General features: G+C 70.4%; 23 protein-coding genes. 16 read left to right on the forward strand and 7 right to left on the reverse strand.

Annotated elements, in window-relative coordinates; all coding sequences use genetic code 11:
• Positions 1–5 precede the first annotated feature (5 nt).
• Both LZ198_RS27975 and LZ198_RS27980 read right to left on the reverse strand, forming a co-directional pair.
• Complete coding sequence (locus LZ198_RS27975; protein WP_253975138.1) at positions 6–1,352, reverse strand: DUF1552 domain-containing protein; 1,347 nt, start codon at positions 1,350–1,352, stop codon at positions 6–8.
• Entirely contained in the window at positions 1,349–3,037 is a 1,689-nt protein-coding gene (locus LZ198_RS27980; RefSeq protein WP_253975139.1) for a DUF1592 domain-containing protein, read from the reverse strand. Before LZ198_RS27980 ends, LZ198_RS27975 begins: the two co-directional genes overlap by 4 nt.
• Before the next feature lie 265 nt (positions 3,038–3,302).
• Here LZ198_RS27980 and LZ198_RS27985 point away from each other — a divergent pair, with 265 nt between their 5' ends.
• A complete protein-coding gene (locus tag LZ198_RS27985) occupies positions 3,303–5,645 on the forward strand; it encodes a R3H domain-containing nucleic acid-binding protein (protein ID WP_253975140.1) in 2,343 nt (780 codons plus the stop codon).
• Between the two features lie 51 nt (positions 5,646–5,696).
• Here the strand turns inward: LZ198_RS27985 and LZ198_RS27990 are convergent, their stop codons facing one another.
• On the reverse strand, positions 5,697–7,775 hold the full coding sequence (locus tag LZ198_RS27990; protein WP_253975141.1) for a M3 family metallopeptidase: 2,079 nt from the start codon (positions 7,773–7,775) through the stop codon (positions 5,697–5,699).
• A gap of 150 nt (positions 7,776–7,925) precedes the next feature.
• Between LZ198_RS27990 and LZ198_RS27995 the strand changes: the two genes are divergently transcribed.
• The 10 genes from LZ198_RS27995 to LZ198_RS28040 all read left to right on the forward strand — a co-directional run bounded on the left by LZ198_RS27995 (position 7,926) and on the right by LZ198_RS28040 (position 17,957).
• Positions 7,926–8,738 (forward strand): CheR family methyltransferase, encoded by an 813-nt coding sequence (locus LZ198_RS27995; protein WP_253975142.1) that lies wholly within the window; start codon positions 7,926–7,928, stop codon positions 8,736–8,738.
• Positions 8,739–8,902: 164 nt separating this feature from the next.
• Positions 8,903–9,784 (forward strand): hypothetical protein, encoded by an 882-nt coding sequence (locus LZ198_RS28000; protein ID WP_253975143.1) that lies wholly within the window; start codon positions 8,903–8,905, stop codon positions 9,782–9,784.
• Between the two features lie 2 nt (positions 9,785–9,786).
• Positions 9,787–10,158 carry a hypothetical protein gene (locus LZ198_RS28005; RefSeq protein ID WP_253975144.1) on the forward strand — a complete coding sequence of 124 codons (372 nt, stop codon included), beginning with the start codon at positions 9,787–9,789 and terminating at the stop codon, positions 10,156–10,158.
• A 55-nt stretch (positions 10,159–10,213) separates the two neighbouring features.
• Positions 10,214–10,771: a hypothetical protein gene (locus tag LZ198_RS28010; RefSeq protein WP_253975145.1), complete on the forward strand. Its 558-nt coding sequence runs from the start codon at positions 10,214–10,216 to the stop codon at positions 10,769–10,771.
• A complete protein-coding gene (locus LZ198_RS28015) occupies positions 10,768–11,988 on the forward strand; it encodes a S1 family peptidase (protein WP_253975146.1) in 1,221 nt (406 codons plus the stop codon). The genes LZ198_RS28010 and LZ198_RS28015 overlap by 4 nt, the downstream gene beginning before the upstream one ends.
• A gap of 722 nt (positions 11,989–12,710) precedes the next feature.
• Positions 12,711–13,415 carry a DUF1361 domain-containing protein gene (locus LZ198_RS28020; protein WP_253975147.1) on the forward strand — a complete coding sequence of 235 codons (705 nt, stop codon included), beginning with the start codon at positions 12,711–12,713 and terminating at the stop codon, positions 13,413–13,415.
• Between the two features lie 476 nt (positions 13,416–13,891).
• Positions 13,892–14,449 (forward strand): RNA polymerase sigma factor, encoded by a 558-nt coding sequence (locus tag LZ198_RS28025; RefSeq protein WP_253975148.1) that lies wholly within the window; start codon positions 13,892–13,894, stop codon positions 14,447–14,449.
• A complete protein-coding gene (locus LZ198_RS28030) occupies positions 14,446–15,216 on the forward strand; it encodes a hypothetical protein (RefSeq protein WP_253975149.1) in 771 nt (256 codons plus the stop codon). Before LZ198_RS28025 ends, LZ198_RS28030 begins: the two co-directional genes overlap by 4 nt.
• Entirely contained in the window at positions 15,213–16,808 is a 1,596-nt protein-coding gene (locus tag LZ198_RS28035) for a caspase family protein (RefSeq protein ID WP_253975150.1), read from the forward strand. Before LZ198_RS28030 ends, LZ198_RS28035 begins: the two co-directional genes overlap by 4 nt.
• Positions 16,809–16,964: 156 nt before the next feature.
• Positions 16,965–17,957: a hypothetical protein gene (locus LZ198_RS28040; protein WP_253975151.1), complete on the forward strand. Its 993-nt coding sequence runs from the start codon at positions 16,965–16,967 to the stop codon at positions 17,955–17,957.
• A 361-nt stretch (positions 17,958–18,318) separates the two neighbouring features.
• Here LZ198_RS28040 and LZ198_RS28045 read toward each other — a convergent pair whose 3' ends face one another.
• Entirely contained in the window at positions 18,319–18,999 is a 681-nt protein-coding gene (locus LZ198_RS28045; protein ID WP_253975152.1) for a hypothetical protein, read from the reverse strand.
• Between the two features lie 106 nt (positions 19,000–19,105).
• Here LZ198_RS28045 and LZ198_RS28050 point away from each other — a divergent pair, with 106 nt between their 5' ends.
• Positions 19,106–19,378, forward strand: a complete 273-nt coding sequence (locus LZ198_RS28050) for an SMI1/KNR4 family protein (RefSeq protein ID WP_253975153.1) — start codon at positions 19,106–19,108, stop codon at positions 19,376–19,378.
• 98 nt (positions 19,379–19,476) lie between these two features.
• On the opposite strand, the gene LZ198_RS28055 is transcribed toward LZ198_RS28050, so the two are convergent.
• Complete coding sequence (locus LZ198_RS28055; protein WP_253975154.1) at positions 19,477–19,776, reverse strand: hypothetical protein; 300 nt, start codon at positions 19,774–19,776, stop codon at positions 19,477–19,479.
• Positions 19,777–19,974: 198 nt separating this feature from the next.
• Positions 19,975–20,469 (reverse strand): hypothetical protein, encoded by a 495-nt coding sequence (locus LZ198_RS28060; RefSeq protein ID WP_253975155.1) that lies wholly within the window; start codon positions 20,467–20,469, stop codon positions 19,975–19,977.
• Positions 20,470–20,651: 182 nt separating this feature from the next.
• On the opposite strand from LZ198_RS28060, the gene LZ198_RS28065 reads away from it, so the two are divergent.
• Complete coding sequence (locus LZ198_RS28065; protein ID WP_253975156.1) at positions 20,652–21,092, forward strand: DUF2267 domain-containing protein; 441 nt, start codon at positions 20,652–20,654, stop codon at positions 21,090–21,092.
• Between the two features lie 174 nt (positions 21,093–21,266).
• On the opposite strand, the gene LZ198_RS28070 is transcribed toward LZ198_RS28065, so the two are convergent.
• Complete coding sequence (locus LZ198_RS28070; protein WP_253975157.1) at positions 21,267–22,769, reverse strand: HAD-IG family 5'-nucleotidase; 1,503 nt, start codon at positions 22,767–22,769, stop codon at positions 21,267–21,269.
• Positions 22,770–22,975: 206 nt separating this feature from the next.
• Between LZ198_RS28070 and LZ198_RS28075 the strand changes: the two genes are divergently transcribed.
• From LZ198_RS28075 to LZ198_RS28085, 3 genes are all read left to right on the forward strand, one after another.
• The gene (locus tag LZ198_RS28075; protein WP_253975158.1) at positions 22,976–23,608 is read left to right on the forward strand and encodes a hypothetical protein; all 633 of its coding nucleotides are present in this window, start codon (positions 22,976–22,978) and stop codon (positions 23,606–23,608) included.
• A 39-nt stretch (positions 23,609–23,647) separates the two neighbouring features.
• Positions 23,648–23,890 (forward strand): hypothetical protein, encoded by a 243-nt coding sequence (locus tag LZ198_RS28080; RefSeq protein WP_253975159.1) that lies wholly within the window; start codon positions 23,648–23,650, stop codon positions 23,888–23,890.
• Between the two features lie 115 nt (positions 23,891–24,005).
• Positions 24,006–25,418, forward strand: coding sequence for an aminotransferase class V-fold PLP-dependent enzyme (locus LZ198_RS28085; protein ID WP_253975160.1), 1,413 nt, complete (start codon positions 24,006–24,008; stop codon positions 25,416–25,418).
• Positions 25,419–25,516 lie beyond the last annotated feature (98 nt).

Raw genomic sequence — 25,516 nt, forward strand, 5'->3', positions numbered from 1 at the left:
CGGAGCTACCCCCCGAGCCCCGGCAGCTCACCCGTGCTGTCCGTACCGAAGCTGTTGACGCCGGGAACGCCCAGCGCCCGGAGCATGGAGACGTAGAGGTTGGCGATGGGCATCCCGGGCACGCTCAGGTGCCGCCCGGGCGCGACGGCGCCCCCGCATCGACCGGAGAGCAGGACGGGCAGGTTCTTGTGGTGGTGCGCGTTGCCGTCGGCGACCTCGGAGGAGAAGAGGACGAGGGCGTTGTCGAGCAGCGGTGCCCCGGTGCCCTCCCGCGTGTCCTTCAGTCGCCGCACGAGGTAGGCGTATTGCTCCACCTCCCACCGGTCGATGATGGCGAGGGCGTCGTAGTTGGACTGGACGAACTGGTGGTGCGAGTACGCGTGGTGCCCGCCGCTCAAGCCGAGGAAGTTGTAGACCTTGTTGGCGCGCGCGTTGGCGAGCATGAAGGTCGCGACGCGGGACAGGTCGCATTGGAAGGCGAGGACGATGAGGTCCATCATCGCCTTCGTGCGCGCGCGCGGGTCCTCGTCGTCGGTGGGAGCCGTCTGGAGGCCACAGGCGGGGCCGGCGTCGCCCAACGCCTCCACCTGCTTCTCCAGGTCCCGCACGCTGGTGAAGTACTCGTCCAGCTTGCGGCGGTCCGCCGCGCCCAGTTGGTGCTGGAGCCGGGTGGCGTCGTCGCGCACGGAGTCGATGAGGCTCTGGCCGTAGGCGCGCCGCCTGGCGGCCTCCGCCTGGCTGAGTCCTCCCGGGGGCCCGGAGAAGAGGCGGTCGAACACGGCTCGGGGCTTCGTCTCCTTGGCCATGGGCGAGGTGGGGCCGGCCCACGAGATGTTGTTGGCGTAGGGGCAGGCATAGCCGGAGTCGCAGTTGCCGATGCCGCGCCCCGCGTCGTTGCCCAGCTCCAGGGAGGCGAAGCGCGTGGCCCGCTGCTGGGACAGGTGGTTGGCCAGGACCTGGTCCATGGAGATGCCGGCGTGGAAGTTGGTGCCCTCCGTCTTGTAGGCCTTCGTGCAGGAGAGGAAGGCGGCGGTGCCCGCGGCGTGGTGGCCGTCGCCGTCCGGCCTGCCCGGCTCGTTGGCGAGCCCGCTGATGACGAGCACGTCCTGCTTCACCGGCGCCAGCGACTGGAGCGTGGGGGTCAGCTCCCAGTTCGGCCCCGTGACGGTGGGGAGGAACTTCTGCATGTGGATGCCATTGGGCGCGTAGAAGACGGCCAGCCGCCGGGCGGACGGCGCGGCCTCCGCGGCGCGGACGGCAGCCGGCAGCATGCGCTCCAGCAGGGGCAGCGCCATCAGCGCTCCCGCGCCCCGGAGCAGGGTCCTTCGAGAGATGGGGTGCTTGAACTTCATGGCGTCTGGGCCTCCTTGCCGCCGCGGCGCGAGGTGAAGGAGTCGCTGAGGGCGATGCTGACGAGGTAGTCGCTGAGCCGGCCTCCGCTGGCCTCGGCGGCGGCGGCGACCTCGCTGACCGCGCACTGCTCCTCCTCGGACAGGCCGCGTCCGAGCGCGTAGGTCATGAGGTGCTCGGCGAGGCAGGTGGGCAGCTTCGGGTCGTCCTTGACGAAGCGTCGCATCGCCTCGACGCCCGCGAGCACGGTGCCGTCGGGCAGGTCCCCGTTGGAGTCCACGGGCGCGCCGCTGACCTCCCGCAGGCGCCAGCGGCCGATGGGGTCGTAGTTCTCCATCGCCAGGCCCAGCGGGTCCATGAGCATGTGGCAGCCCTTGCACTGGGGCTGGGTGCGGTGCAGCGCCATGCGCTCCTTCATCGTCATGTCGGGGCTCACCGCCGGCGGCAGGTTCTCCACGTTGGGTGGTGGGGGCGGTGGTCCCGAGCAGAGCAATTGCTCCAGCACCCAGACGCCGCGCTGCACCGGCGAGGTGCGGTCGGGGTTGGACGTGACGGTGAGCAGCGAGCCATGGCCGAGCACCCCCCGGCGCTCCGGATACGCGGTGAGGTCCACGCGTTGGAAGGCGTCGCCGCTGCCCGGGCGCGGCAGGCCGTAGTGCGCGGCGAGCGGGTCGTTCAGGTACGTGAAGGAGGCGTCGAGCAGGTCCCGGAGCTTGTGGTCGCCGGTGATGAACTCCTGGAAGACGAGCTCCGTCTCCTGGCGCATGGCGTGGCGCAGGGGCTCGTTGAAGGCGCCGTAGAGCGTGTGGTCGGGCTCGGCGGTGTCGAGCGCGCGGGTGAAGAGCCACTGGCCGGCGAAGTTGGACACCAGGGCCTGGGCCTTCGGGTCCGCGAGCATGCGACGGACCTGGGCCTCCACCTCCTGGGGGGTGCCCAGCTTGTCCCGCTCGGCGGCCTGGAAGAGGGCCTCGTCCGGCATGCTGCTCCACAGGAAGTACGAGAGGCGGGTGGCCAGCTCGTGCGGATCGAGCCGGTGGGGCGTGGTGGAGGCCGGCTGGGCGTCCTTCTCCACGCGGAAGAGGAAGTGCGGGGAGATGAGCACCGCGCGCAAGGCGAGCTTCACGCCGACCTCGGGTGGGTCTCCGAGTTGCTTCACCACCGCGAGGGGCCGCAGGAGCCGGTCCACCTCCTCCGTGGTGACGGGGCGGCGCCAGGCGCGGCGCGCGAAGCGCCCGAGGATTTCGCGGGCGCAGGGCTCGGGGTTCGCGGCGTCGACCGCACAGGTGCGCAGCGCGGCGCCGGGGCGGACCCAGGCGGCCTCCACCAATTTCTCGGCGGCGGCGGCGTACTTCTCCATCAGCAGGGGCGACAGGCTGAGCACGTCGGCGATGTTGTCGAAGCCGTAGCCGTGGTCATCCGTGGGGAAGTCACGCGCGGGATGGCTGGTGTCACCCAGCAGGTCGCGGACGGTGGCGTCGTATTCGGCGCGGTTGAGCCGGTGCAGGACGACGGTGCCGGGGTCTCCCGAGGTGTTCCAGCACGACGTACTGGTGGGCTCCGGCTCCGGCACGTCCGTGCGGACCCGGGCCTGGGGGGGAGCGTCCCCCTTGCATGCGGAGAGCAGGAGGACGCAGCCGGCCGTCGCGAGCCGGCGTCCGATATCTGGAGTTTTCGACCTGGAGGTCACGTCGCCTGCCCCCTTTGTCCGGACCCGTGTGGCGCTCGGTCCGTGCGCGGGACGAAGCAAGACGCTCTCCAACGGAGAGGCGCCCGCTAGTGGACGCGGGGGACTGCCATGGGGGCGAGCGGTGTCGGACGCGCGACGTCACGTCACGGTCGCGCGGGTGTGACGAGGTGGCCCGACCGGGTCGGGGTGGGAACCGCGGGGACGTGGGTGGGGCGATGTGGAGAGCATGGAAGCGGCCTCGGGGCTCCGCTAGAGGAGAGGGGTGATGACTTCGCCGCGTGTCGGGTCCGATGACTTCTTGCTGCTGGTGGGCGTGCTGCCGGAGGGGCTGCGCGCCGCCGTGGGGGCGCTGTCCTCCTCGGAGGTGCTGGAGGTGGTGATGGACCTGGGGCGGCCTCCGGAGGCCCGGTTGGTGGACCGGGTGGTGCGGCTGCGCGAGGCGCTGGTCGAGTCGGTGGACCTGGAGCACGTGCTGGCGCAGGTGGGGTCGCCGGGGGAGGACAACCGGGCGGGCATCGAGCGGACGCTGCACCGGGTGTCGGCCATCCGGAACCGTCAGGGGCGGGTGGTGGGGCTGACGTTGCGGGTGGGGCGCGCGGTGTTCGGCACCATCGACATGGTGAGGGACCTCATCGGCACGGGACGCAACGTGCTGTTGCTGGGGCGGCCCGGCGTGGGGAAGACGACGAAGCTGCGCGAGGTGGCGCGGGTGCTCGCGGATGACCTGGGCCGGCGGGTCATGGTGGTGGACACGTCGAACGAGATTGGCGGGGATGGCGACGTGCCGCATCCGGGCATCGGGGGTGCGCGGCGGATGCAGGTGTCGCGGCCGGACCGGCAGCACGACGTGATGATCGAAGCGGTGGAGAACCACATGCCGGAGGTCATCATCGTCGACGAGATAGGGACGGCGGCGGAGGCGGCGGCGGCGCGGACCATCGCGGAGCGGGGCGTGCAGTTGGTGGCGACGGCGCACGGCAACACGCTGGAGAACCTGGTGCTGAACCCCACGCTGTCGGACCTGGTGGGCGGGGTGCAGACGGTGACGCTGAGCGATGACGAGGCGCGAAGGCGGCGCACGCAGAAGACGGTGAGCGAGCGCAAGGCGCCGCCGACGTTCGACATCGTGGTGGAGATGGTGGGCCGCGACGAGGTGCTGGTGCATGGCGCCACGGCGGAGGCGGTGGACCGGCTGCTGGCCGGCAAGGCGGTGGGGGGCGAGCGGCGCCGGCAGGACTCGGTGTCGGGACGGATGGAGGTGGAGCCGGTGGCGGCGTCAGCGGTTTCGCCGAGGCGGGACGCGAGCACCGAGCCGGCATCCGTGGGCACGAGGGGGACGTCGGCTCGCGCGGAGGCAGGTGAGGTCGGTCCGGCGCACGCGGGATGGGGTGGGGCGGCTCGCACGGAATCATCCGGTGTGAGTGGGGCGCGTCAGTCGCACGCGGGCCGGGACCAGGCGGCTCACGCGGAATCACCTGGTGTGGATGGGGCGAGTCAGAGGCACGCGGGCCGGGACGAGGCGGCTCACGCGGAATCACCTGGTGTGGATGGGGCGAGTCAGAGGCACGTGGGCCGGGACGAGGCGGCTCGCACGGAATCATCTGGTGTGGATGGGGCGAGTCAGAGGCACGTGGGCCGGGACGAGGCGGCTCGCACGGAATCATCTGACGTGAGTGGGGCGAGTCAGGCGCGCGTGGGTCGAGGTTCGGAGGCTCACGCGGAATCATCCGGTGTGAGTGGGGCGCGTCAGGCGCACGGGGGCCGGGACGAGGCTGCTCACGCGGAGGCGTTTGTCTCGAGTGTACCCCGCGAGATTCCGGTCGAGCCGGGCCGCCTGGAGAGGGGCGCTTCGGCTGCCGAGGACTCGGCCGGTGTGCGAGGGCGGGGCACGTGGTCGGGCGCGCGCGGAGTGGCGGATGAAGGGGCGTCCCGATTCGCGCCCTCCGTGGAGGCCGACGGTGCGACCGGGGGGCATGTGTCGCCACCCGTGCGTGAGCGAATCGCGGTGACGGTGGTCGAGGCACGCCCCGCGCGCTCGACGCGGTTCGCGCCGCGGACGCACGCGCCCGAGGTGGAGGACGCGCCGCCCCTGGAGTCGCGAGGACCGACGCGCATCTACGCGCACGCGGTGAGCCGGGACGTGGTGCAGCGGGTGTTGCGGGAGCTGCCCGTGGAGGTGCGCATCGTGAGCCGCATGGAGTCCGCGGACCTGGTGGTGACGCTGCGCTCGCGGGCGAACGACCCTCGGATGCGGCGGGTGGTGGCGAAGACGGGCGCTCGCGTGGAGGCCGTGAAGCGCAACAGCTCGGCGGAGCTGCGGCGGGCGCTGAGGGCGCACTTCAACATCCTCGAAGGGGTGGACGAGGACGAGGTCCGCGAGGCGGTGGACGAGGTGGAGCGCGCGGTGGAGACGGTGCTGCGTGACAGCGTGTCGGTGGAGCTGGCGCCGCGCTCACCGCGCGTCCGCAAGCTGCAACACCGGCTGGCGAGCCGCTACCACCTGGAGGCCGTGAGTCACGGCAAGGAGCCTCACCGACACCTGGTCATCTATCCCATCGGCGCGGAGGTGGACGCCGCGCTCGCGGAGGAGACGGAGGGGAATGCCTGACACCGCGCCAGGAGGAGCCATCCCTCGCTCCCCCTGGCGGCTGGGTGCGGCCTACTTCGCCGCGTCCACGTACGCGCGATACGCGTCGAAGTTGTAGTCGCGGCCGAGGAAGTCCTTCACGAGCTGGGCGGCGGGCTTGGCGCCACCGGGCTCGAGCACCGTGTGGCGGTACTTCATGGCCGTCTCACGGTCCAGGTACCCGTGCTTCTGGAACTCGGTCTCCAGGTCCTTGGCGATGACGGAGGACCACAGGTACGTGTAGTACGCCGCCGAGTACCCATCCAGGTGGGTGAACGCGAGCTCGAAGTGCGTGCCGTCGCGGTGCTCGTGCTTGAACGGGCTGAGCTTCTTCTGGTGCTCCACCAGCACCGCCGTCGTGTCGAAGCCCGGCTTGCGCGAGTAGTAGTCCAGGCTCAGCGCCGCCAGGAACAGCTGCCGCCGCACCCACAGGCCCTTGCCGAACTCCTTCGACGCCTTGAGCTTCTCCACCAGCTCCGTCGGAATCGCCGCGCCCGTCTGGTAGTGCTTCGCGAACTCCTTCAGCACCTCCGGGCTCCCCGCCCACTGCTGCAGCAGCATGGAGGGCGTCTCCACGAAGTCCCACTCCGTGCGGATGCCGCTGATGCCGCTCCACTGCTGCTTGCCGGAGAACACCGTGTGCAGCAGGTGGCCGAACTCGTGGAAGAACGTCTCCACCTCGTCGTGGGTCATCAGCTCGCCCGGCCGCGCGAAGTTGCACACCAGCGCGCCCTCCGGGAGCCGCTTGTCGGCCTGTCCCGGCGTCAGGTCGAACTGCGCCGCGTGCTTGTACTTGTCGTCACGCGGATGCATGTCCAGGTAGATGCGACCCAGCAGCGTGTCCCCGTCGAGCACGTCGTACGCCTCGACGTCCGGATGCCAGACCTTGGCGTCCTCGGCGCGGCGGTAGGTGATGCCCCAGATGCGCGCGGTGATGTCCATCACCCCCGCCTTCACCCGGCCGTACTCGAAGTAGGGCCGCACCTGCTGCGAGTCGAACCCGAAGCGCTCCGCGCGCAGCCGGTCCTCGTAGTAGTCCTGGTCCCACGGCTCGAGCGTCTTCGCGCCCTTCACGTCCTTCTGCTTGCGCGCCAGCAGCTCCGCGAACTCCTGCTTCGCCCGCGACTCGGAGGCCACCGCCAGCTTGTCGATGAACTCCGCCGCCGCCTGCTGCGTGCGCGTCATCTTGTTCTCGGTGGTGTACGCCGCCCAGGACGGGTAGCCCAGCAGCGCCGCCAGCTCGTGGCGCTGGGTGATGAGCTGCGACAGCACCTCCTGGTTCGCCGGGAACGCGCGCTGACGGTAGGTGCGCCACATCTTCTCGCGCGCCTTCGTGTCCTTCGCGTACGTCATGAACGGGAAGTAGTCCGGGTAGTTGGTCGTGATGACCACCTTGCCGTCCGCGCCCGGCTTGTGCGCCGCCTTGTAGTCCTCCGGCAGCCCGTCCAGCTCCTTCGGCGTGAAGGAGGCCTGGCGCACGCCCTCGGCGATGTTCTTGCCGAACGTCTGCCCCAGCTTGAGCAGCTGCTCGTTCAGCGCCTTCACCTTCGCGCGCGTGGCGTCGTCGCGGTCCACGCCAGCCCGGCGGAAGTCGAGCAGCGTGCGCTCCATCCAGTAGCGCGTCGGCGCGTCCGCCTGGGACAGGTCCACCGTGGCGAGCGCGTCGTAGATGCCGCGGTCCAGCGACATCTCCACGTTGGTGGCGTCCACGCGCTGCTCGCACTCGCGGGCCGCGTCGCGGAAGGCCGCGTCCGGGTGGACCTCGCGCGCCAGGCTGGCGCGGCTGGCCGCCGAGTAGATGGCGCCCATGGCCTCGTCGAACGCCGCGAGCACCGCCGCGCCGTCCTTGCGCGCGTCCAGCCCCTTCAGCGACGTCGTCTGCGCGCGGGCCTTCTCGATGTCCGCCGTGCACGCGGCGGTGAAGGTCTCCACCGTGCCGGACAGGAGCGCCGACCCATTCGGGGGCGGCAGGGGCTTCGCGGTGGGCGCCTGCTCGGGCGCGGCGGTCGGCTGGGGCGCGGCGGCGGTCGCCGTCTCGGTGGCCGCGGTGCCATGGGTACAGCCGGTCGCCGCGAGGGCCGCCGTCAGGGTGAACGCAGTCAGTTTCTTCAAGGGCAGATTCCTCCGGGTTCCAACGGAAACGTCTCGGCGTCATGCCACATCCCGCCCCGCTTGGCTCGCCCGCGGGCCAGGCATCCGACACTCGCGGTGCGCGTCCCGATGCCATGATTCACCCGACCCCGTGACTCGGAGTGCCGCCTGATGCCGACGGACCAGGACTGCGAGGAGCTGCTGCGGTGGGCCGCTCCCCGGCTGCGCCTTCGACCGGAGGGATTCCGGCGGGTGCGGGGGCAGGTGTGCAAGCGGCTGGGCCGGCGCCTCCGGGCCCTGGGGTTGGCGGACCTCGCTGCCTACCGCGCGAGGCTGGTGGCCGACGACGGCGAATGGGCCGTGCTCGACGCCCTCTGCCGCGTCACCGTCTCCCGCTTCTACCGCGACGCGAGCGTCTTCGACGTGCTGCGGGACGACCTGCTCCCCGCGCTCCTCGCCGGGCGCCCCGGGGTGCTGCGCGTCTGGAGCGCGGGCTGCGCCTCCGGCGAGGAGCCCTACACGGTGAGCGTCCTCTTCCGGCTCGGCCTCCAGCCCCGCTTCCCGTGGACGCGGCTGGAGCTGCTGGCCACGGACGCCGACGCCGCGCTGCTCGAGCGCGCCCGGCGGGGCTGCTACCCGCGTGGCTCCCTGCGCGAGCTGCCCGAGGCATGGTCCCGCAAGGCCTTCCCGGACGAGGCTCTGGAGCCATGTCTGGCGGAGCCGTTCCGCCAGGGGCTCGTGTTTCGTCAGCAGGACCTGCGGGCCGACATGCCGGAAGGGCCCTTCGACCTGGTGCTGTGTCGCAACGTCGCCTTCACCTACTTCGCGCCGCCCCTGCAACACGTGGTGTTGGGGCGGCTCGTGCGGCGGCTGGCGCCGGGAGGATTCCTCGTCATCGGCGCGGAGGAATCACTCCCGGTGGAGGGCCCCGCCCTGGAGCGCGTCGCGGGGGCGCTGCCCATCTTCCGTGTCGCACCTGGGTGAAACATGAAACCGGGTCTCATGTCACCCGCGCATGTTTCTGGATGTTTTCGAGCAGGGTGTGTGTCGCGGAGTCGTGACGCAGCCTGACTTGAGCGGGACGCGCGCGCTCGATAGCACCGGCTGCTTTTTCATGGCCAACCCCCTGGCCGGAGGGATGCAACGGTATGCGCAAGGCGCTCTGTGCTGTCGCGACGTTGATGCTGTGGGCGTGTGGTGGTGAGACCCCGCAGGCGAAGCAGGATGGGATGTCGATCTCCACGGAGTCGGGAGACACGCACGGCACCTTCGTGCGGGGCGGCGAGGAGGTGTCGTTCTCCTCCCTCGAGGTGGAGCCCGGTGTGTATCGGCTCGAGGTCCGGCTGCGAGGCCTGGCGCTCACGGGCCTGCTGGACCCGGCCAGCGGTGTATCGACGTTGGATGGCTTCGCGGACTCGAGCGGGGCGGACACGCAGCTCACGGGCGCGGACCGCGACCTGATGGATGCCTTCTACCGGTCGCTGAACACCGAGCTGCCCACGGGTGACGCGGCGACGCCGGAGTCCATGTACCTGCGGCGCGCGGCGGGCCTGTGGGCGCAGCACTCCTCGACGGTGGAGCTGCAGCGCACGGTGATGGGTGAGCAGGGTCGCGGCTATACGATGCTGTGCAGCTACGCGAAGTGTAACGGCAAGTTCACGGGGAGCTGCGGCGGCGTGTACAACTGGTACTCGTACGCGAAGCACGACTGCAACAAGGGCGGCTTCGACTGGGCGGGCAACCAGCAGATCGCCCAGCTCGGTGACCACACGACGTGCAGCGGCGACGAGTTCTACATGAGCGGCAGCACCTGGGTGTGTGGCGAGCCGGACCACTGGTCCCGCCCGAAGGTGATGGGCATCTGCTTCGGTCGCTGCGGTGGTAGCTGCGGTGGGGATACCCAGTACACGCTGGACGCGACGAACCACGACGGCTGCGTGCGCAACGGCCACATGCTGGCGAGCGCGTACTGCGACGACCAGTTCGTCTCCGCGATGGACGACGAGCTCTTCGCCCCCAACTGCTACTGAGGATGTCCGTGCGTCGACTCGGAGCGTGGATGACGTGGGGCGCGTTGCTGCTGGCGTGCTCGTCCACGTCCTCGAAGACGGAGGCGGCCGAGGCGACGGTGCGGCGCCTCTTCGAGGCGTTGCCCTCGGGTGATTGCGCGGTGCTCGGGCCGCTGCTGGCGACGGGGGAGGGGATGCGCCCCTGCGAGGAGTCGGTGGAGGAGATGCGCGAGCACGGGCTGAGCCTGGTGGACATCGTCGAGTCGAAGCTGGACGGGCGGGACCCGGACGCGGTGTTGGTGCGGGCCCGCATCGCCCGAGGTGGTGAGGTCGGCAAGGAGCCCTGGCTGCTGCGCGTGGAGCGGCGGGCGGGGACCTGGCGCGTGCGCTTCTGAGAACCGGAGTAGGCTCCCGCCCCGTCCGCGAAGACGGGGTGGGAGCAGGCGAGCCATGATGAATCGCAAGCATTGGATGTGGGTGGTGGCGGGCGCGCTCGTCCTGGTCGTGGGGCTGGGGTTGTGGTGGCGCCCGGCGGAGGGCGAGGGCGTGGCGGACGTCGCGGCGTTGGAGGAGGCGAGCGCGCCGGAGGTCCCCGCCTCCGAGGCGCCTCGGGCTCGGCCTGCCGTCGCGCCGAAGGACGTGGCGGCCGGGGCGGAGCGTCCCTCGGAGGAGCCTCGCGGGGCCACGGTGGTGGCGCTCGGGCCGGGGGACGTACCGCCGGAGCCGGAGGTGGAGAACCCTCCGCCGCAGGAGAACGAGCCCATCGCGCCGGAGCTGCCGCAGACGGCGCAGTGGAAGCTGGAGAAGACCACGCACATCACCGGGCTCCTGGGGCGTGACGTGGAGCGGCTGGAGCGGGAGCGCGAGACGGCGGATACCCGTGGGGACGATGCGCGCGTCCGTCAGCTCGACACGCTCATCCAGCGACAGCGGGGCCGGCTCGTCGGGCTCCGGGAGGAGATTCGCGTGCTCACCGAGGAGGCCGCGAAGGAGTCCGCTGCCCAGTGAAGAGGCGCGAGACCCACGTGTGTTCCCGGGGCGCGATGGCGTGTCTGCTGATGCTCGCGGTGGGGGCGTGTGCCCCCGTGGCGTCGAGCGAGGTCCCGGTCGAGGCGCGCGCGCGGCCCATCGTGCTCGGAGAAGACGCTCCCGCGGATGTCGCCACGGTGGCGCTGCTCTCCCGCCGGACGCGGTGTCAGGGAGAGGAGCCGCTGCTGCTGTGTTCGGGGGCGCTCATCGCGCCGGACGTCGTGCTCACCGCCGCGCACTGCCTGGACCTCTTCGGCGCGGAGGGGACCTACGAGGTGTTCCTCGGTGGGGTGCTCCTGCCTGCGCCCGAGTCCTCGGGGCGCTTCATCCGGGTCCGGAAGGCCGTCCCGCACCCGGGTTACAGGCGCGGCTCCCATGACTTCGATGTGGCGCTGCTGCGATTGACGGAGCCCACGGAGGTGGCGCCGCTGCGTCTGCCGGAGTTCCAGGGGGAGGCCCTGGTGTCAGGTGCCACGGTGAGGGCGGTGGGCTTCGGGGACACGCATGAGGAGGAGGGCTCGGCGCCCTCGGGGCGCAGGCGCTCGGGGTCGATGGTCGTGACCACGGTGGGGGCCGAGGCGTTCCAGGCGGGGCCGTCGCCGGGGATGAGCTGTGTGGGAGACAGCGGAGGGCCCGTGCTCGCGCGCGCCGAGGCGGGACGCGAGGTGCTGGTGGGGGTGACGGTGAGCGGCGACGTGGCGTGCCGCGAGCGGGCCGACAACCTGCGCGTGGACACGCGGATGGAGGACTTCATCCTGCCGTTCCTCGCGCGGCCTCCCGAGCCTTCCGTGCCCCCGTTGGCGTTGGAGGCCCTGTGCCAGGAGTCGTGTACGCGGGACGCACAGTGTCCGGCGGGGCTGGTTTGCGTGACGGGGGAGGGGGCTCCGGGGCGGTGTCTGCTTCCCTCGCTGCGGGAGGGGCATTACGGCGAGACGTGTACGGCCGACGCGGCGTGTGGCGCGGGGGGGATCTGCGCGCGGTTGGAGGTCGCTGGGGCCGATGCGTGTCGCTGTTTCACGCCCTGCACACCGCCGCCGCCAGAGCCCGGGAGCGAGGTGCCCGGCGAGGGCGGAGGGGGCTGCTCGAGCGCTTCGGGAATGGCCCTCTGGGGCGTTCTGGCGCTCGTCAAGGTGTTGTTGGAACGCACTCGTTCTTGCCGCGCGCGCGGGGCGATTTCGTCGGCGTTCTCGAGGTGATTCGTAGAGGAGTCTGGGCGTTGTCTGGTGTATGGTTTGGAGGTGAATCCCACAGGTGAGGAATTGCGTCAGGCCATCCGGCGTCGGCCGGGGCTGTATATCGGCGACACCATGGAGTGGGGCCTCCGCGTAGGGAGATACGAGCGCACCCGAGTGGAGGAGTCGGGGCTGATTACGAGTCAGGTGCCGAACCGTCGGCGGCGCCCTCGTCGAAAGAGGGCGGACGGAGTTGAACCGTCAGGGCTTGTGGGACTCGTCCGGCCAGGTGGGCTCGAATGGGGGAGGGGCTCGACGCGGGGACGGTGGAGACCGTCGGGTGCGCGGAACCTGCTTGGGAAAGATAACGAGGACGCCCGAGTGAAGGGGCCGAATCTGATTTGCGTTCAGATGCCTTGAGAGGGCACTGATCATCCGTGTGAAGGAGATCGCTTGTGAGGCCCCTTCGGCCAGGCGTGCTCTTGCGGGAAATGACGCCGCCTCGCACGCGAGGCTGACACCGGCGCTGATTTTGGACGGACGAGGCCACCGCGGGTCCTCGGAGGGATGCAGCCGCAGGGCGCCACACGCGTCCACGTGGGGCACGGGGCCGCGGCATTGGCCCGCGGGTTGCTCAACACCGCTTCCACGGGCCTCCACGTGGGAGGTTCGTGGCAGCATTGACCCGCTTTCCCCTCCCATCGTGGCTGGACGGCCACGGTGTGTGGCCTCGAGCCCGCGCGCCCATGTCCCTGTCCTCTTCTTCCCGTCCCTCCGTGTTGTCCGTGACGCGTCGTCACGGGCTGTGGCCCGTGCTCGGCTGCAGCGTCCTCGCGATGGCGCTGCTGTGCTACCGACTCGATGTGAGCCAGCGGGCCAGCTTCGCGTTCCTGGCGTGGAACCTGTTCCTGGCGTGGGTGCCCTATGCCTTCGCCCTGGCGGCGCGACTGGAGATGGTGCGGGGCCGGGGCCGGGCGTGGGTGCTCGCGCCCCTGGCCCTGGGTTGGCTCGCGTTGTTCCCCAATGCCCCCTACATCGTCACGGACTTCATCCACCTGCACGAGCGACCGGGTGTCCCGCTGTGGTTCGACGCGGGCCTGCTGGCGCTGTTCGCCGCCACCGGGTGGCTGCTGGGGCTCTTGTCGCTGGAGGTCTGGAAGCAGTGGCTCGAGGAGCGTTGGGGACGTGGCCGGGCGTGGGCCTTCGTCGGCGTCTGCTCGCTGCTGTGTGGCTATGGCATCTACCTGGGCCGCGTGGAGCGGTGGAACAGCTGGCATGTGCTGACGGAGCCGGGGGAGCTGTTCTCCGCCATCGGCGCCCATCTGCGTGAGCCGCTGGCGTTCCCCTATCTGACCGGACTCACCCTCTGCTTCACCTTGCTGCTGCCGCTGTCCTACGTGGCCTTCGAGGCCCTGATGTCGCGCCTGCGCTGCCGCCGCGTCGTGACCTGAGCCCCGTTCGACATCCCTGGCAGTAGACTGTCTTCAGGCGCTTCGATTCAGGTAGGCACGCTTGTCGTGGCCTCGTTGGCCTGGCGGCACTGCTGCTCCTCTCCGCCTGCGCGGAGGGGCCGGTGCTCCGCTCCGAACCAACGACACCCGATTCGGGACTCGACCCCAGTCTCACGGCCCCTTCCTTGAACGCCGTCGAGAACTCTCGGCGCGGCCTCCTGGGCTTCTTCTGCTTCAGCTCGTTCGCGGACATCTTGTGCTCTTTCCATCCCATCGTGGGGGTCTACGGAGTTGGGCTACTCCGACAGGGCCCGCCCGCCGGGGAACGAGTCGACGGCCTCCCGTCAAGCCGTGAGCAAAGCGGCTGGGAAATGTCCCACGGAATGAGGGTCATGCGTCTCGCTTCGGGGGGGGCGAGCCCCCCGCCGCCCGTACCGGGCGAGACTGATGGCAGGGCGGGTATCGGCCCAGGGGTGATGTTCGTGCGCAAGCCGGTGAGCGAGGTCGAGCAGACCGAGGGCTACTACCGTCGCTACGGTGAAGCCGTGCATCGGCGTTGTCTGCGACTGCTCGGCGACGAGGCGCTGGCCTGGGACTCGACGCAGGAAGTGTTCCTCCGCATCCACGCGAATCTGAAGCCGCTTCTCGCCGCGGGCTCTCCGTTGTCATGGCTGCTCACCGTGGCGGACCGACAGTGCTTCTCGGTGCTGCGCCGCCGGCGCACCGAGGCCACTCTCGCGCTGACGCGACTGGCGCCGCTTCCGGAGGTCAGCGCTTCCCCTGAGGCCGCGCTGGAGCGGCTGCTGGTGGATGCGGACCTGGTGAGGCGCGTCCTCTCCCACTGTCCGGAGGACGTCCAGCGTGTCGTGGCCCACCGCTTCATCGATGAGCTGGAGCAGGAGCAGATCGCCGCGCTGCTCGACGTCTCGCGCAAGACGGTGCAGCGCAAGTTGCAGACCTTCTTCGACACCGCGCGGCGGCTCCTGGACGTCGTCCCGCGTCCTGCGCCGCGAAAGGGAACGGCCCCCGCATGAGTCCCTCCTCCATTCCTCGCTTCCCGGGTGTGCCGGACCTCCTGCTGGAGCGCTACCTGTGTGACGAACTCTCCAAAGAAGAGGCCCGGCACGTGGAGGAGGCGGCGCGCGTTTCGCCCGCGCTTGCGGCGCACCTTCGCGCGCGACGGGCCGAAAAGGCCGCATTCGCCCTCGTGCGTCCCTTCGGGCCCATCAGGGGTCGGTTGGAGGCACCTCGTCCGAGCCGCTGGCGCGGGCTCTGGCGTTGGAGCCTGCCCGTGCTGATGCTGGGCGTGGTGCTCGCGGTGGTGCTGCCAGGCCTCGGCACGTTCGAGGAGTTGGAGAGGGTGCGCGTGCGCGGTGGCCTCACCGCGCGGGTGCTCGTCAAGCGAGGCGAGGTCGTCTTCGAGCAGGGACCCGGGGTGGTGCTGCGCTCCGGTGATCGCGTCCGTGTGGAGGTGGAGGACGCGAAGGGCGGCGCGCTCTATGTGCTGGCGCTGAGTGAGCGCGGTCGCGTCACGCCACTTCAGGGTTTTCCGACCACGGGCGGGGCGCTGACCCTGGGGCCGGGGCGGTGGGTGTTGCCCGGGAGTCTGGAACTGGACGATGCCCCCGAGCAGGAGGCGCTGGTGGTGGTGCTCGCGGCCGACAACGGGGATGCCCCTTCGCCCGCGGACGTCCAACGCTGGCTGGAGCAGGCGGTGCGAGAGGGGGACTTCCCACCGACCCTCACGCCGCTGCCCGGCACCCGCCATGTCTTGCGAGCGCTGCCCAAGGAACTGCCGTGAGCGCCCGAGGCGCGCGCGTGCTCGGCGCGCTGCTCGTCCTGCTCTCCGTTTCGGTCGCGAGCGCGGAGAGCCGCTTCTCCATCAGTGTCGGACACGACCTGGGCCTGGACTCGGATGAGCCCCTGCGCTGGGCCCAGCAGGACGCCGAGCGCATGGACGCGGTCTTCGGCCAGCTTGGCGGCGTGCCCGAGGACCGCCGCCTGCTCCTGCGTGGTGAGTCGGTTTCGAATCTCCGGTTGGGGCTGGCGCGGATGCGAGGCCGCATGGAGGAGGCTCGGCGCGCCGGAGAGCGCACGTTGCTGTTCTTCTACTTCTCGGGGCACGGAGACGAGGCCTCGCTGCGCGTGGGCGGCGAGGCGCTCCCGCTCGCGGAGTTGCAGCGGCTGCTGGCCGAGGTCCAGGCCACCGTCACCGTCGCCATGCTGGACGCCTGTCACAGTGGCGCGCTCGTGCGCGGCCGGTCCAAGGGGTTCAAGTCCGCGCCCGCCTTCGATATCTCCTTCCTCCGGCAGGTGGGGCCGGCGGGCCGCGTGTTCATCGCCTCCGCCGGGGCGCACGAGGTGGCGCAGGAGTCGGACAGCCTCCGGGGCTCGTTCTTCACGCACCACCTGATTTCGGGCCTGCGGGGCGCGGCGGACGTGGACGGCGATGGCCGCGTCTCGCTCACGGAAGCGTATGCCTACGTCTACCACCGCACGCTCGCGGGCTCGCATGCCTCCACGGCGGCGGTGCAGCACCCGGAGCTGTCCAGTCAGCTCGCGGGAGAAGGGGACTTGTTCCTCACCACGCTCTCACGGTCCCATGCGAGGCTCGAGCTCCCCGCCGGGGTGGGGGACAGCGTCGTGCTCGTGGACGAGCGCACGCTGCAGGTGATGGCGGAGGTGGCGCCCCGAGCCGAGGACCCGGTGAGCGTCGCGCTCCCCTCGGGCCGCTACCGCGTGCAGGTGCGGCGCGGCCCCCAGGTGCTCTATGGCAAGGTGTACCTGCCCTGGGGCGAGACGCAGCGCTTGAAGCCCGAGTCCTTGGAGGTGCGCACGTTGGCCCTGCATCAGCGAAAGGGCGCGCTCCTGGAGGCCAGCACCTGGCGCCTTCAAGCGGCGCTGGGCGCGGCGCGCTCTTCGACGCAACTGGGGGGCTGGGGGCCGCAGGTGGGCGTGCTGCTCGCGCGCGAGGGCACCGGAGGACTGGGGTTGTCCTTCCTCGGGGGCCTCACGCTAGGGGCCTCCCGGGGCTCCACGCCGGCGCAGAAGCTCCAGCAAGTGGAGTTGGGGCTGTGGAGTGGCCTGGGCCTGGCAGGCTCGGTGGGGCGCGTCTGGGTGGGAGGCCACGCGGGCGTCGGCGTGCTGGGGCTGGCCCAGCGCGCGACGAGCCCGGATGCGGAGCGGCGCCGCGAGCTGGGTTTGCCCGCGGGGCGGACTCGTACGGGCGCGGGAGTCGCTATCTTCGCCACGCTCACCGCCGAGGTGCCGGTGAGCGCGAGCACGGGCCTCTTCGCCCGGCTGGGCGGCCATGTCGCGTTGATGCGCGAGGACGAAAAGCTCAGGACGCAATCCGCGCCACTCCTGATGCTCGGTTGCACCTGGGGGCTGTGAAGTCCGGAGTCATGTCCCACGGCAATCTGCTCGCGCGTCTCCTTGCTCGCATCGACCCGGTGGCCCGCGCGCTCCCGAAGCAAGGCGCGCGTGTCTCCCGGCTGATGCCTGTCACGTGACATGGGATTGCTCCCGTGGACCGAGAGGAGAGCCAACATGACGACGATGGGACGCGGTTTCTGGAAGTGGGGACTGCTCACGCTGGCGCTTGCGGGTTGTGGAGGTGTCCTGGGGGACGAAGCCGAGGACGAGCCCATGCTCACGCTCGAGGGCACGCTCCAACCCACCGCATCTTCATCCGAGCTGGGCAACGCCGACCGGCTGCGAGCCGCGCTCCTCTGGACCACCTGGCCCAAGGTCGTCGTGGACTGCATCGTCGAGGGAACGCCTCCGGGAAGCCTCGCCAACTGCCAGCGGCTGAGCCCCAAGTCGTCGTTCCACCACCCCGGGGTGGAGGTCGAGGTGAACGGCCGCTTCCCCAACACCTTCAGCATGCCCCTCCGTCGCCTGCCTGCGCCTGGGGCCCTGATGGGGGAGGAAGGCTCCTGGCTGGGCGTCGCCCAGGTGCTGGCCTACGTGGACGGCAACGGCAACAGGAAGTTCGACCGGGTCTCGAACGAGGCCACTTCCAGCACGGACATCGTCGTCGGGTTTCAGGAGGGCTACAGCGAAGACGCGACGGAGAACTCCAGCATCGTGTATCGCGAGGGCGCGCTCCACCCGATCTTCAACACGATGTTCCCGAACTGCCCGGAGGTGCCCCAGGGGTACTCCGTGCTGACGGTGCGTTACACGTCAACTTCCGAGGAGTGCTTCCTGACGACGCGCAAGGTGGACCTGAACATCATCCTGGAGTCGCGAGACTTCCTCCGGGAGCTCGCGTGTGCGCAGCCCAACTTCCCGGCCCTCATGGATACGGTGCGCGCCTCGACCCAAGGGCCGCCTCCCCCCGGGAGCACCCAGCACTGCGGCATGTACATCCATTCCGTGTCGCGCTTCGAGGAGGTGCTGTATGTGAACCCCCATCCGGAGCGCTTCTGCTCTACCGCGAACACGGTGGCGTATACGTTGCGCGACTACTGGGACGGCGCTTGGGATGACCGGGGCTCGCCGCCCTCCTGGTGGCCCTGCCCAGTGACCGCGCCCTGAGGTGACGACCGCAGGGGGGGCGGTCAGATGCGCTGCCCCTCCTCCGCCCCAGGACTTCTTGAGACACCTCTCTGGGGATGGCTTCCCCTCGGGAGGTGGATGTGAAGAAGCAGGACAGGACAGCGGAGCGCGGTCGGTTCTCGGCGAAGCGGAAGAAGGAAGCCGTGCTCCGTCTACTCGAGGGCGAGGAACTCGACGCGCACGAGAGCCGGGATGCCTACGCAATCATGACCGAGCGCCCCCCCCGAATGACGCCCTGCGCGAACTCGTTCTCAGCTTCTCTAGAGACTGCGACGAACCGCTTTCGCTGAGGTGAGAAGGAACTTCGCACGTATTGGGGCCGCGCTTCGAAGTGACGTCGTCAGGTGTCACGCGTGGCCCACCAGATGGCCGCGATGAGCGTGGTCACCAATGTTGCAGCCAAGAGCCCTCCCAATGACAGGGCCGCGGCGAGAACTGTGGCTGCTGATTTGAGTGCGACTCGCGCGACAGTGAGCGCGCCAAGACTGAGTGCCAACACTCCGACCAGCGACAGCACCCGTGCGATGGACCCTTCCTGTCGGATGGGAATGCCAGCGGCTTTCAATGCCTCGGTCAGGACAACGCGTTCCGATTTCGGAAGAGGAACGTCGAAGAAGGCGGTCGGATCCCTCCGTGCGTCAAACCAGAATGCAGCCGCGAAGTTCTCGGTGCTGAGGAGGCGAAGGTAGCCAGGGCGGTCGATGGCGCGGAGGACGCGACGTGGTCCCTCGGAGGCGAAGGTTACGCGATCCCCTTCGAGGACGAGTTCTTGCTGGGAGGCTTCCATTGCCACTTGCCGCTGGCGGGAGACAATGGTGATGCATGCAAAGGCGAAGAACAGGCTCACCACGGTGAGCAGCGCCAGTGACGGAGCGATCGACACCGTCAGGGCGCCGGACCCGAGAAGAAGCGGCAAGGAGACCAAGGCGAGCACGATCCGTCGATGCGCCAACGCACGAAAATGCCCGGCTTCAACTGCAAAGGTCTGTGGCGGCAGCGGGTCCGGCGTTTGTGCGACCATGGTTTCTGTCCAACTCACCTCGAGAAGTGGGCATCTTAAACCAGGGCTGCATTGAGGAGCGGCAGGAAATGCGCTTCGGTTCGTAGTGCCGCGCTGGCCCGGTCCGTTGAAGGAGATTCGTCGGGGGCGCGTCCTCATCCTCGCGGACGACACCGACAAGGCAGGGCCACGGGATTGGTACGCGATCTGCGAGGTCCGGGAGAGCAACTACATCCTGCTCGATGTGAGCCACCAGGAGAACGGCCGCCATCCCATTCGCGACGGCTACCGCGAGATGTTTCCCGCCCCGGACCATTGCCCGCGGATCGCCGCTTCCTTCGCGGAGTTCCTGTCGGGGGCACTGCGCTCGAAAGGGCGCTGGTTCTGGCTACAGCCCTGACGTCTGCCACACGCGGAGCCCCGCCGAGACGACGACACCGCCCGCGCCCGCGGTCGCTCCGGACGCAAGCGGTGTGCACGTGAGACGCGAGGTGCTCCTCAGCCGCCGTGGATGCGCAGCCGCTTGCGCGGCCCACCCCGGTGCTTGATGGCCATCTCGCTGGGCGCCTTCTTCCGGCCGTTGAGCGAGGTGCCTCGTCGGTTGCTCTTGGGCTCGTGCAACTCCGCCGCGGGGCCGAGCGTCACCCGCTTCAACGCCTGCCGGCGCCGCAGCGCCGCGGCCTCGTCCCGGGGCAGCGTCTTGCGTCCCTTGGAGGCCTGCACGTTCGGCTGGGCCTCGTCCGCCGTCGCCACCCGCCGCTTGTTCTTCACACCCGCCATTCTGGTCCGCACCGCCATGATGCCCTCCTTCCTCGGTGAGGTAAGGACGGCGCCACGGCTTTTCCAACCCCCTCCAGGGAGGAGGACGGGGGCTTCGAGTCGCGCTCGCGCCTCGCTCGCCCGCTCCGTCTTCCCCCGAGGGGGAGGGCTCGTCCACGGGTCCAACCCGGGGGTTCGAGGCCCCGCTCCCCCCTCGAAGGGAAGCCCATCCACCGCCTACGTCGAGGAGCCCTTGCCCCGCCGGGGCGGCCGGGTGCTCGTCGTCGTCTCGGGCGGGAAGAGCCAGCCCTCCTCGCTCGCCGACGCCGTCGTCGTGCTGGCCGGCCGCGAGGACTCGCTCGACTCCAGGTGCTGCCCCCGGCAGCTCCGGCACCACGACTGCGGCCGGCGACCACTGGTCATCTGCCGGTAGCCGAAGTCCTGGTCCGTGGGGCCCACGTGGTTGCAGCGCGGGCAGCGGCTCAGCGACGTGACGCCAATCTCCTTGGCCTTCTGTCGGCCGTGCTCGACCACCAGCGCCAGGGCGGTGGCGAACCCGATGCGGCCCGGTGCGGCGACATGGAACGCGCGGGCGCGCTTGCGCGCTCCGCGACCGAGCACGGGCATGACGTCCATCCCCCCGAGCAGGTTGCGCTGCTCGAGTACACGCGAGGAAGAGCTGTTCACGGTCGATCGGCTCACGAGACAACTTCTACAGAGGGGGTCTGACATGGCCGCGTCCCCCACCAGGCCCGCTCGCCCTCCGAGGAGGGGTACTGAACGAAAAGCCAGTGTTTTCGCGGATCTGCGCGGGGACCCTGCGGGGTGGGCACGCGAGCCCCCGTCCGGTCGGCCGCCGCTGAAGGGGAGGTGGGGCGCGCAGCCATGGAGTCCTCCGCTGGAGAGGAGGCCCCATGTCCCGTCCCATCACCGAGCGCGAGCAGGCGGAGCACCGTGCCCAGCGACACGCCTCGCGCACGGGCGCCAGCTACGCGTCCTTCATCCGCCACCTGAGCGAGGTGGGGCGGCTGGAGCCGGCGTTGGCCGAGTGCGCGGCGGTGGCCGTGCCGTGCGCCCTGGCGCGGCGCATCCATCCGTCCGAGGCGAAGGACCTGGAGGCGCGGTTGCCGCGCAAGCTGGTGGAGTTCCTGCCCCCGCCCGAGCAGCGCGCGCATCGCCCCCGGCGCTTCGGCCGCGAGGCGCTCCTCGAGGCGGTGGCGGAGGGCCTGTCGCTCCCGCTGGAGCGCGCGGAGCCGGTCGTGCGCGCGGTGTTCCACGCGATGCGCGACCTCATCTCCGAGGGAGGGGCGGACGACGTCGCCACCCACCTGCCCCCGGACCGCCAGGCGCTCTGACGGCTCACCCAGTCGCCCTGGCGCGACGGGCGCCACCCCGGAGGCGGCCACCACACCGCGACGTCGGGCCCGGCGCGCCTTGCCACCAGGCCGCCCACCCGGGGCGTTCAGGCGGCGCGACGGTGGGGCCTCGCCCCGCGCCGTGGCGGGCCCTCGCCGCGCGGACGCGGGGCGCTACTCGGCGTCGTCCGCCATGCCGCCCCCGCTGTCCGCGGCGGGGAAGACGGGCGTGCCGCCGGGCAGGCTCGGGTCGTGCGGCAGGCTGCCGCGCGGGCTGCGCAGATAGACGAACGGCGTGGCGAACAGGAAGTTGGAGACGCGCGACGTGTAGATGTCCGCGTAGCGCTCCACCTGTCGGGCCAGGTGGCTCTTGTCGTTGCCGGCGCGGGTGAGCAGCCCCCAGATGGGGTTGGACAGCTCCGTGGCGGCGCGGGCCATGGGGCCCAGCTCCGCGTCGAGCCCCTCCAATGACTCACGCAGCTCCGCCAGGCGGGTCACCAGCTCCGCCTCCGGAGGCGTGTCCAGGCGAGGCCCGTAGTTGGCGCGCCGCCGCTGCAACTCCAACCGCAGTTGGCAGCTCTCCCACTCCATGCGCTCCTTGAGCACCATGCGCTCGGCGAGCCGGGCCTCCGTGGGGCGGAAGGCGGCGATGGCGCGCACCTCGTCCTCCAGCTCGCGGAGGATGAGCGCCGTGCGCCAGCGCAGCGCGCTCTTCGACACGTGCACGTCGCCGAACATGTGGTCGCCGACGTAGAGCACCTCGTCGCCGCTGACGCCCAGGTGCCGCTCCAGCTCCACCGCGCTGCCGCCGAAGTACGGCGTGCCCGCCTTGAACGGGCCGGAGTGCGGACGCAGGAGCGCCTCGCCGTTGGTCTCCACCACCTCGAACAGCGCCGAGCGCGAGGTGAAGAACTCCGGCTTGCGCGCGGACACGATGACCACGTCGAACAACTGCCGCCACGTCATGCCGTCCGGCAGGTGCCGGTCGAAGGCGAAGTGCATCATGGGCTCGGTGTAGGCCCACTCGCTGTTGGTGATGAGCAGCAGCTTCTTGCCCGCGTTGCGCTGGTCGAGCAGCGCCAGCGGCGTCTCCGGGTCGTCCAGCACGTAGCGCTCCGGGTCGGCGATGATCTCCGCCTTGAGCCGGCCCTGCATGTGCGTGGCGTCCAGGTTCTTGCGCACGTGCTCGTAGAGGTCCGCGTAGCCCATGGGGCCGGGCAGCACGCCCGCGTCGAGCCGGTCCACCAACTGCGCGTAGATGCACGCCTCCGACAACGAGAAGAGCGTGTTGAGGAACACCCAGCGACGCTCGTGCAGGTCGATGACGGTGTGGGCGTACTCGTCGCGCTGCGCCTCGAACTCCATGGGGCGCGTGCCGTGCAGCGCCTTCTTCACGAAGCCGAAGCGGTTGGCCTTGAGCAGGTTGCCCTTCTCCGTGTCGATGATGAGGCCCCGGATGGCGAGCGCCGGGTCGAACTGGAGCTCTCCCACGGGCCAGCCCTGCTCCACCAGCCGGTCACGGATGTGCTCGTACGCGCGACGCTCCCACGCCTCCACGCGGTAGTGGATGAGCGTGTAGTCCATGTCGTAACCCACGGCCTTGATGGCCCGCAGGTTGAGGGTGCGGTTGCAGAACAGGCCCCGCTCGGGCGGGGGACCGGAGAATGGCGGACGCATAGGGCCCCTGGCTTGCCCCGTCCCGCGCCAAAAGTCGATGCCCCTGTGCGGGCACGTCACCCGTTGCGCGCGGTGTCTCCAGACCCGGGCCCCGCGGTGCCACCCGACTGTGGCCTGGTGACACCTCCACGACACCGATTGTCCGAAGTCCTGCTCTTCTGGACTAGGGTGCGCACCCCATCAACCTGGAAAACGAGGTTCCAAACATGACGATGTCCTGGATGGTCCGTGGTCTGCTGGTCGGCGCGCTCTTCGTGGTGGGTTGCAGGCATGCGTCTCCCACCCCCACCGGCCAGGAGCCGACGACGCCGGTCGCGCTGACGTGCGACGCGGCGCAGGAGGCCATCTCCAAGGAGGCCGACCAGCGCGCCACCCCGTGGAGCATCGCGCAGCACCTGACGAAGAACTTCCCGGACGGGAAGGTGTCGTGGCTGATGAAGGAGGCGCAGTACCAGCAGTACGTGGTGCAGGCGGGGGCGAAGAACTTCGGCCGTTGCAACGACAGCGCCTGCTATCTGTTCGCCGCGCCCTCGGGCGTCATCCACGACGCGGTGAAGAAGGCGACGACGGGCGCCACGCACGACCCGGCGGTGCTGGGCCAGGCGCTGGGGCTGCCGGCGAAGAACTTCGAGGGGCCGCTGCGGATGATGACCCTGGACCTGAGCGCCGCGGGCGCGTGCGCGCGCCTGCCCGTGGACAACGACCCGGGCGTCTGGAAGTGTCAGAGCGAGCAGGACACGGACTGCTTCAAGTTCGGCGGCTACACCTCCGGCGGCGTGCCGGAGATCATGGTCATCAACGCGCCGGTGCCCCAGGCGGCGGTGGCGGAGATTCCGTAGTCGGTGGTTCCCCTCCGCCTCGCGCGGGAGGCAGGTCGCATGGGTGGCGAGCAGGTCCTGTATGTCAGCCCGCTGCTCTACCGCGTGCTGCGCGAGGCGGACGGAGCGCTGGTCCTCGAGGTCGTCGTGGGCGGCATCGCGATGAGCGCGGTGCGCGTGCGGCTCACCTCGGAAGAGGCGGAGGCCTACGCCCGCGAGGGCCAGGTCTTCTCCGACCGGCTCGCGAAGGAGGTCATGGCCCGGCCGTCGTTCGACGGGCGGGCCTACGACGCACCGGATTGAGGGCGGGGCGCGGGGCCGGATGTCGGCTCGTCAACCCGAGGGTGCCCTCCGGGGGCATGTCCCGGGGGCGGTCTCGGGTGCACGGTGGCCGACCCACCCGCAGCCGGAGCGCCCCATGTTCAACGCCCCTCGTCCCGACGTGGTCGCCAGTACCGCGGAGTCCCTCGACTGCCGCACCCTCCTCGCGCCGCTGTCCGACGCGGGGCTGCTCTCCCCGGCGCGCGGTCGCGCGCTGACGGACCGGCTGAACCGGTTCTTCGAGGCCGTCCGCGCTCCCTCCAAGAAGACGGATGAGGCCTATTGGACGGAGTTCCAGCAGCAGTTCGGCTTCGCGACCGTCGCCCCCGCCGAGCGCGTCACCCCGATGAACGCGGCCAACCTCTGTCCGGAGCCCGCGGCGCTCATCGAGTCGCTCAACGAGCTGCGCCTCGAATACAACCTCAATGTGTCGCAGCAGATGCGCACCGCCCAGGGCGAGCGCGTGCGTCAGTTGGAGCAGACGCGCAGGAGTCTGGCGCTGGGCCTGGGGCTGACCGACCCGACCGACCTCGCCATCGTCCGCAACGCCACGGAGGCCAACAACGCCATCAACTGCGGCTTCCGGGGCTGGAGCGCGGACGGGAACGACACGGTGGTGATGTGGGCGGAGAACCATCCCACCAACCGCGAGGCGTGGAGGATGCGCGCGGAGTGGCCCGGCCGGCCCACGCCCTTCACGGTGGAGGAGGTGAGCTTCCCGACGAGCGCGTCGGAGGCGGGCATCGCGGAGGCGTTCATCCGCAGAATCACCCCTCGCACGCGCTTCGTGACGTACACGGAGACGGCCAACAGCAACGGCTTCCGCATGCCGGAGTCGGTGATGAAGGCCATCTGGGAGCACGTGCGGACGAACCGCCCGGACTGCCACGTCCACATCGACGGGACCATGGCGTGGGGCGCGCGACCGCTCGACCTGGCGAACGCGTACTGCCACAGCCTGGTGTCCAGCGCGCACAAGTGGTTCCTGGGGCCCAAGGAGACGGGCATCCTCTTCATGCGCAAGGAGAAGGCCCGGAACTTCATGCCGAGCATCTACGGCTACGACTACCGCATCGTCATCCAGCCGTACCGGGAGCTGCCGGAGAACGCGCTGCGCTTCGAGCTCATCGGGCAGCGCGACGACGTGAACATCATCGCGCTGGACCTCACCCAGCGGATGTGGACGCTCCTGCAGCCGCGTGGGCCCTACGAGCGCGTCGCACGGCTCGGCCAGCACCTCATGTCCCGACTCCAGGCGTCCGGCGGGCGGTGGAAGCTCGTCACGCCGAGCGACCCGGCGCGAAGCTGGGGCGTGGTGCGCGTCGAGGCGCCGAAGGAGCAGCGGGAGAAGACGCTGTACGACTGGCTGTATGAAGACCCGCGCTACCGCATCGCCGGCTCGGGGGACGACAAGACGTTCCGCCTGTGCCCGCACATCTACAACACGATGGCGGATGTGGACCGCGCCGTCGACGGGATGAATGCCTGGTACGAGGGCAGGCGCGCGTGACGGCTGCCAGGGTTTGACGCAGCGGTCCAGGGGCTGCGGGGCCGCAAGCACTGCGGGTCGATGACGCGGGTCCGCAAGGCTTGCGCGCCCGGCGCTCC

Source organism: Myxococcus dinghuensis, from assembly GCF_024198235.1.
In the GTDB taxonomy this organism is placed as follows: domain Bacteria; phylum Myxococcota; class Myxococcia; order Myxococcales; family Myxococcaceae; genus Myxococcus; species Myxococcus dinghuensis.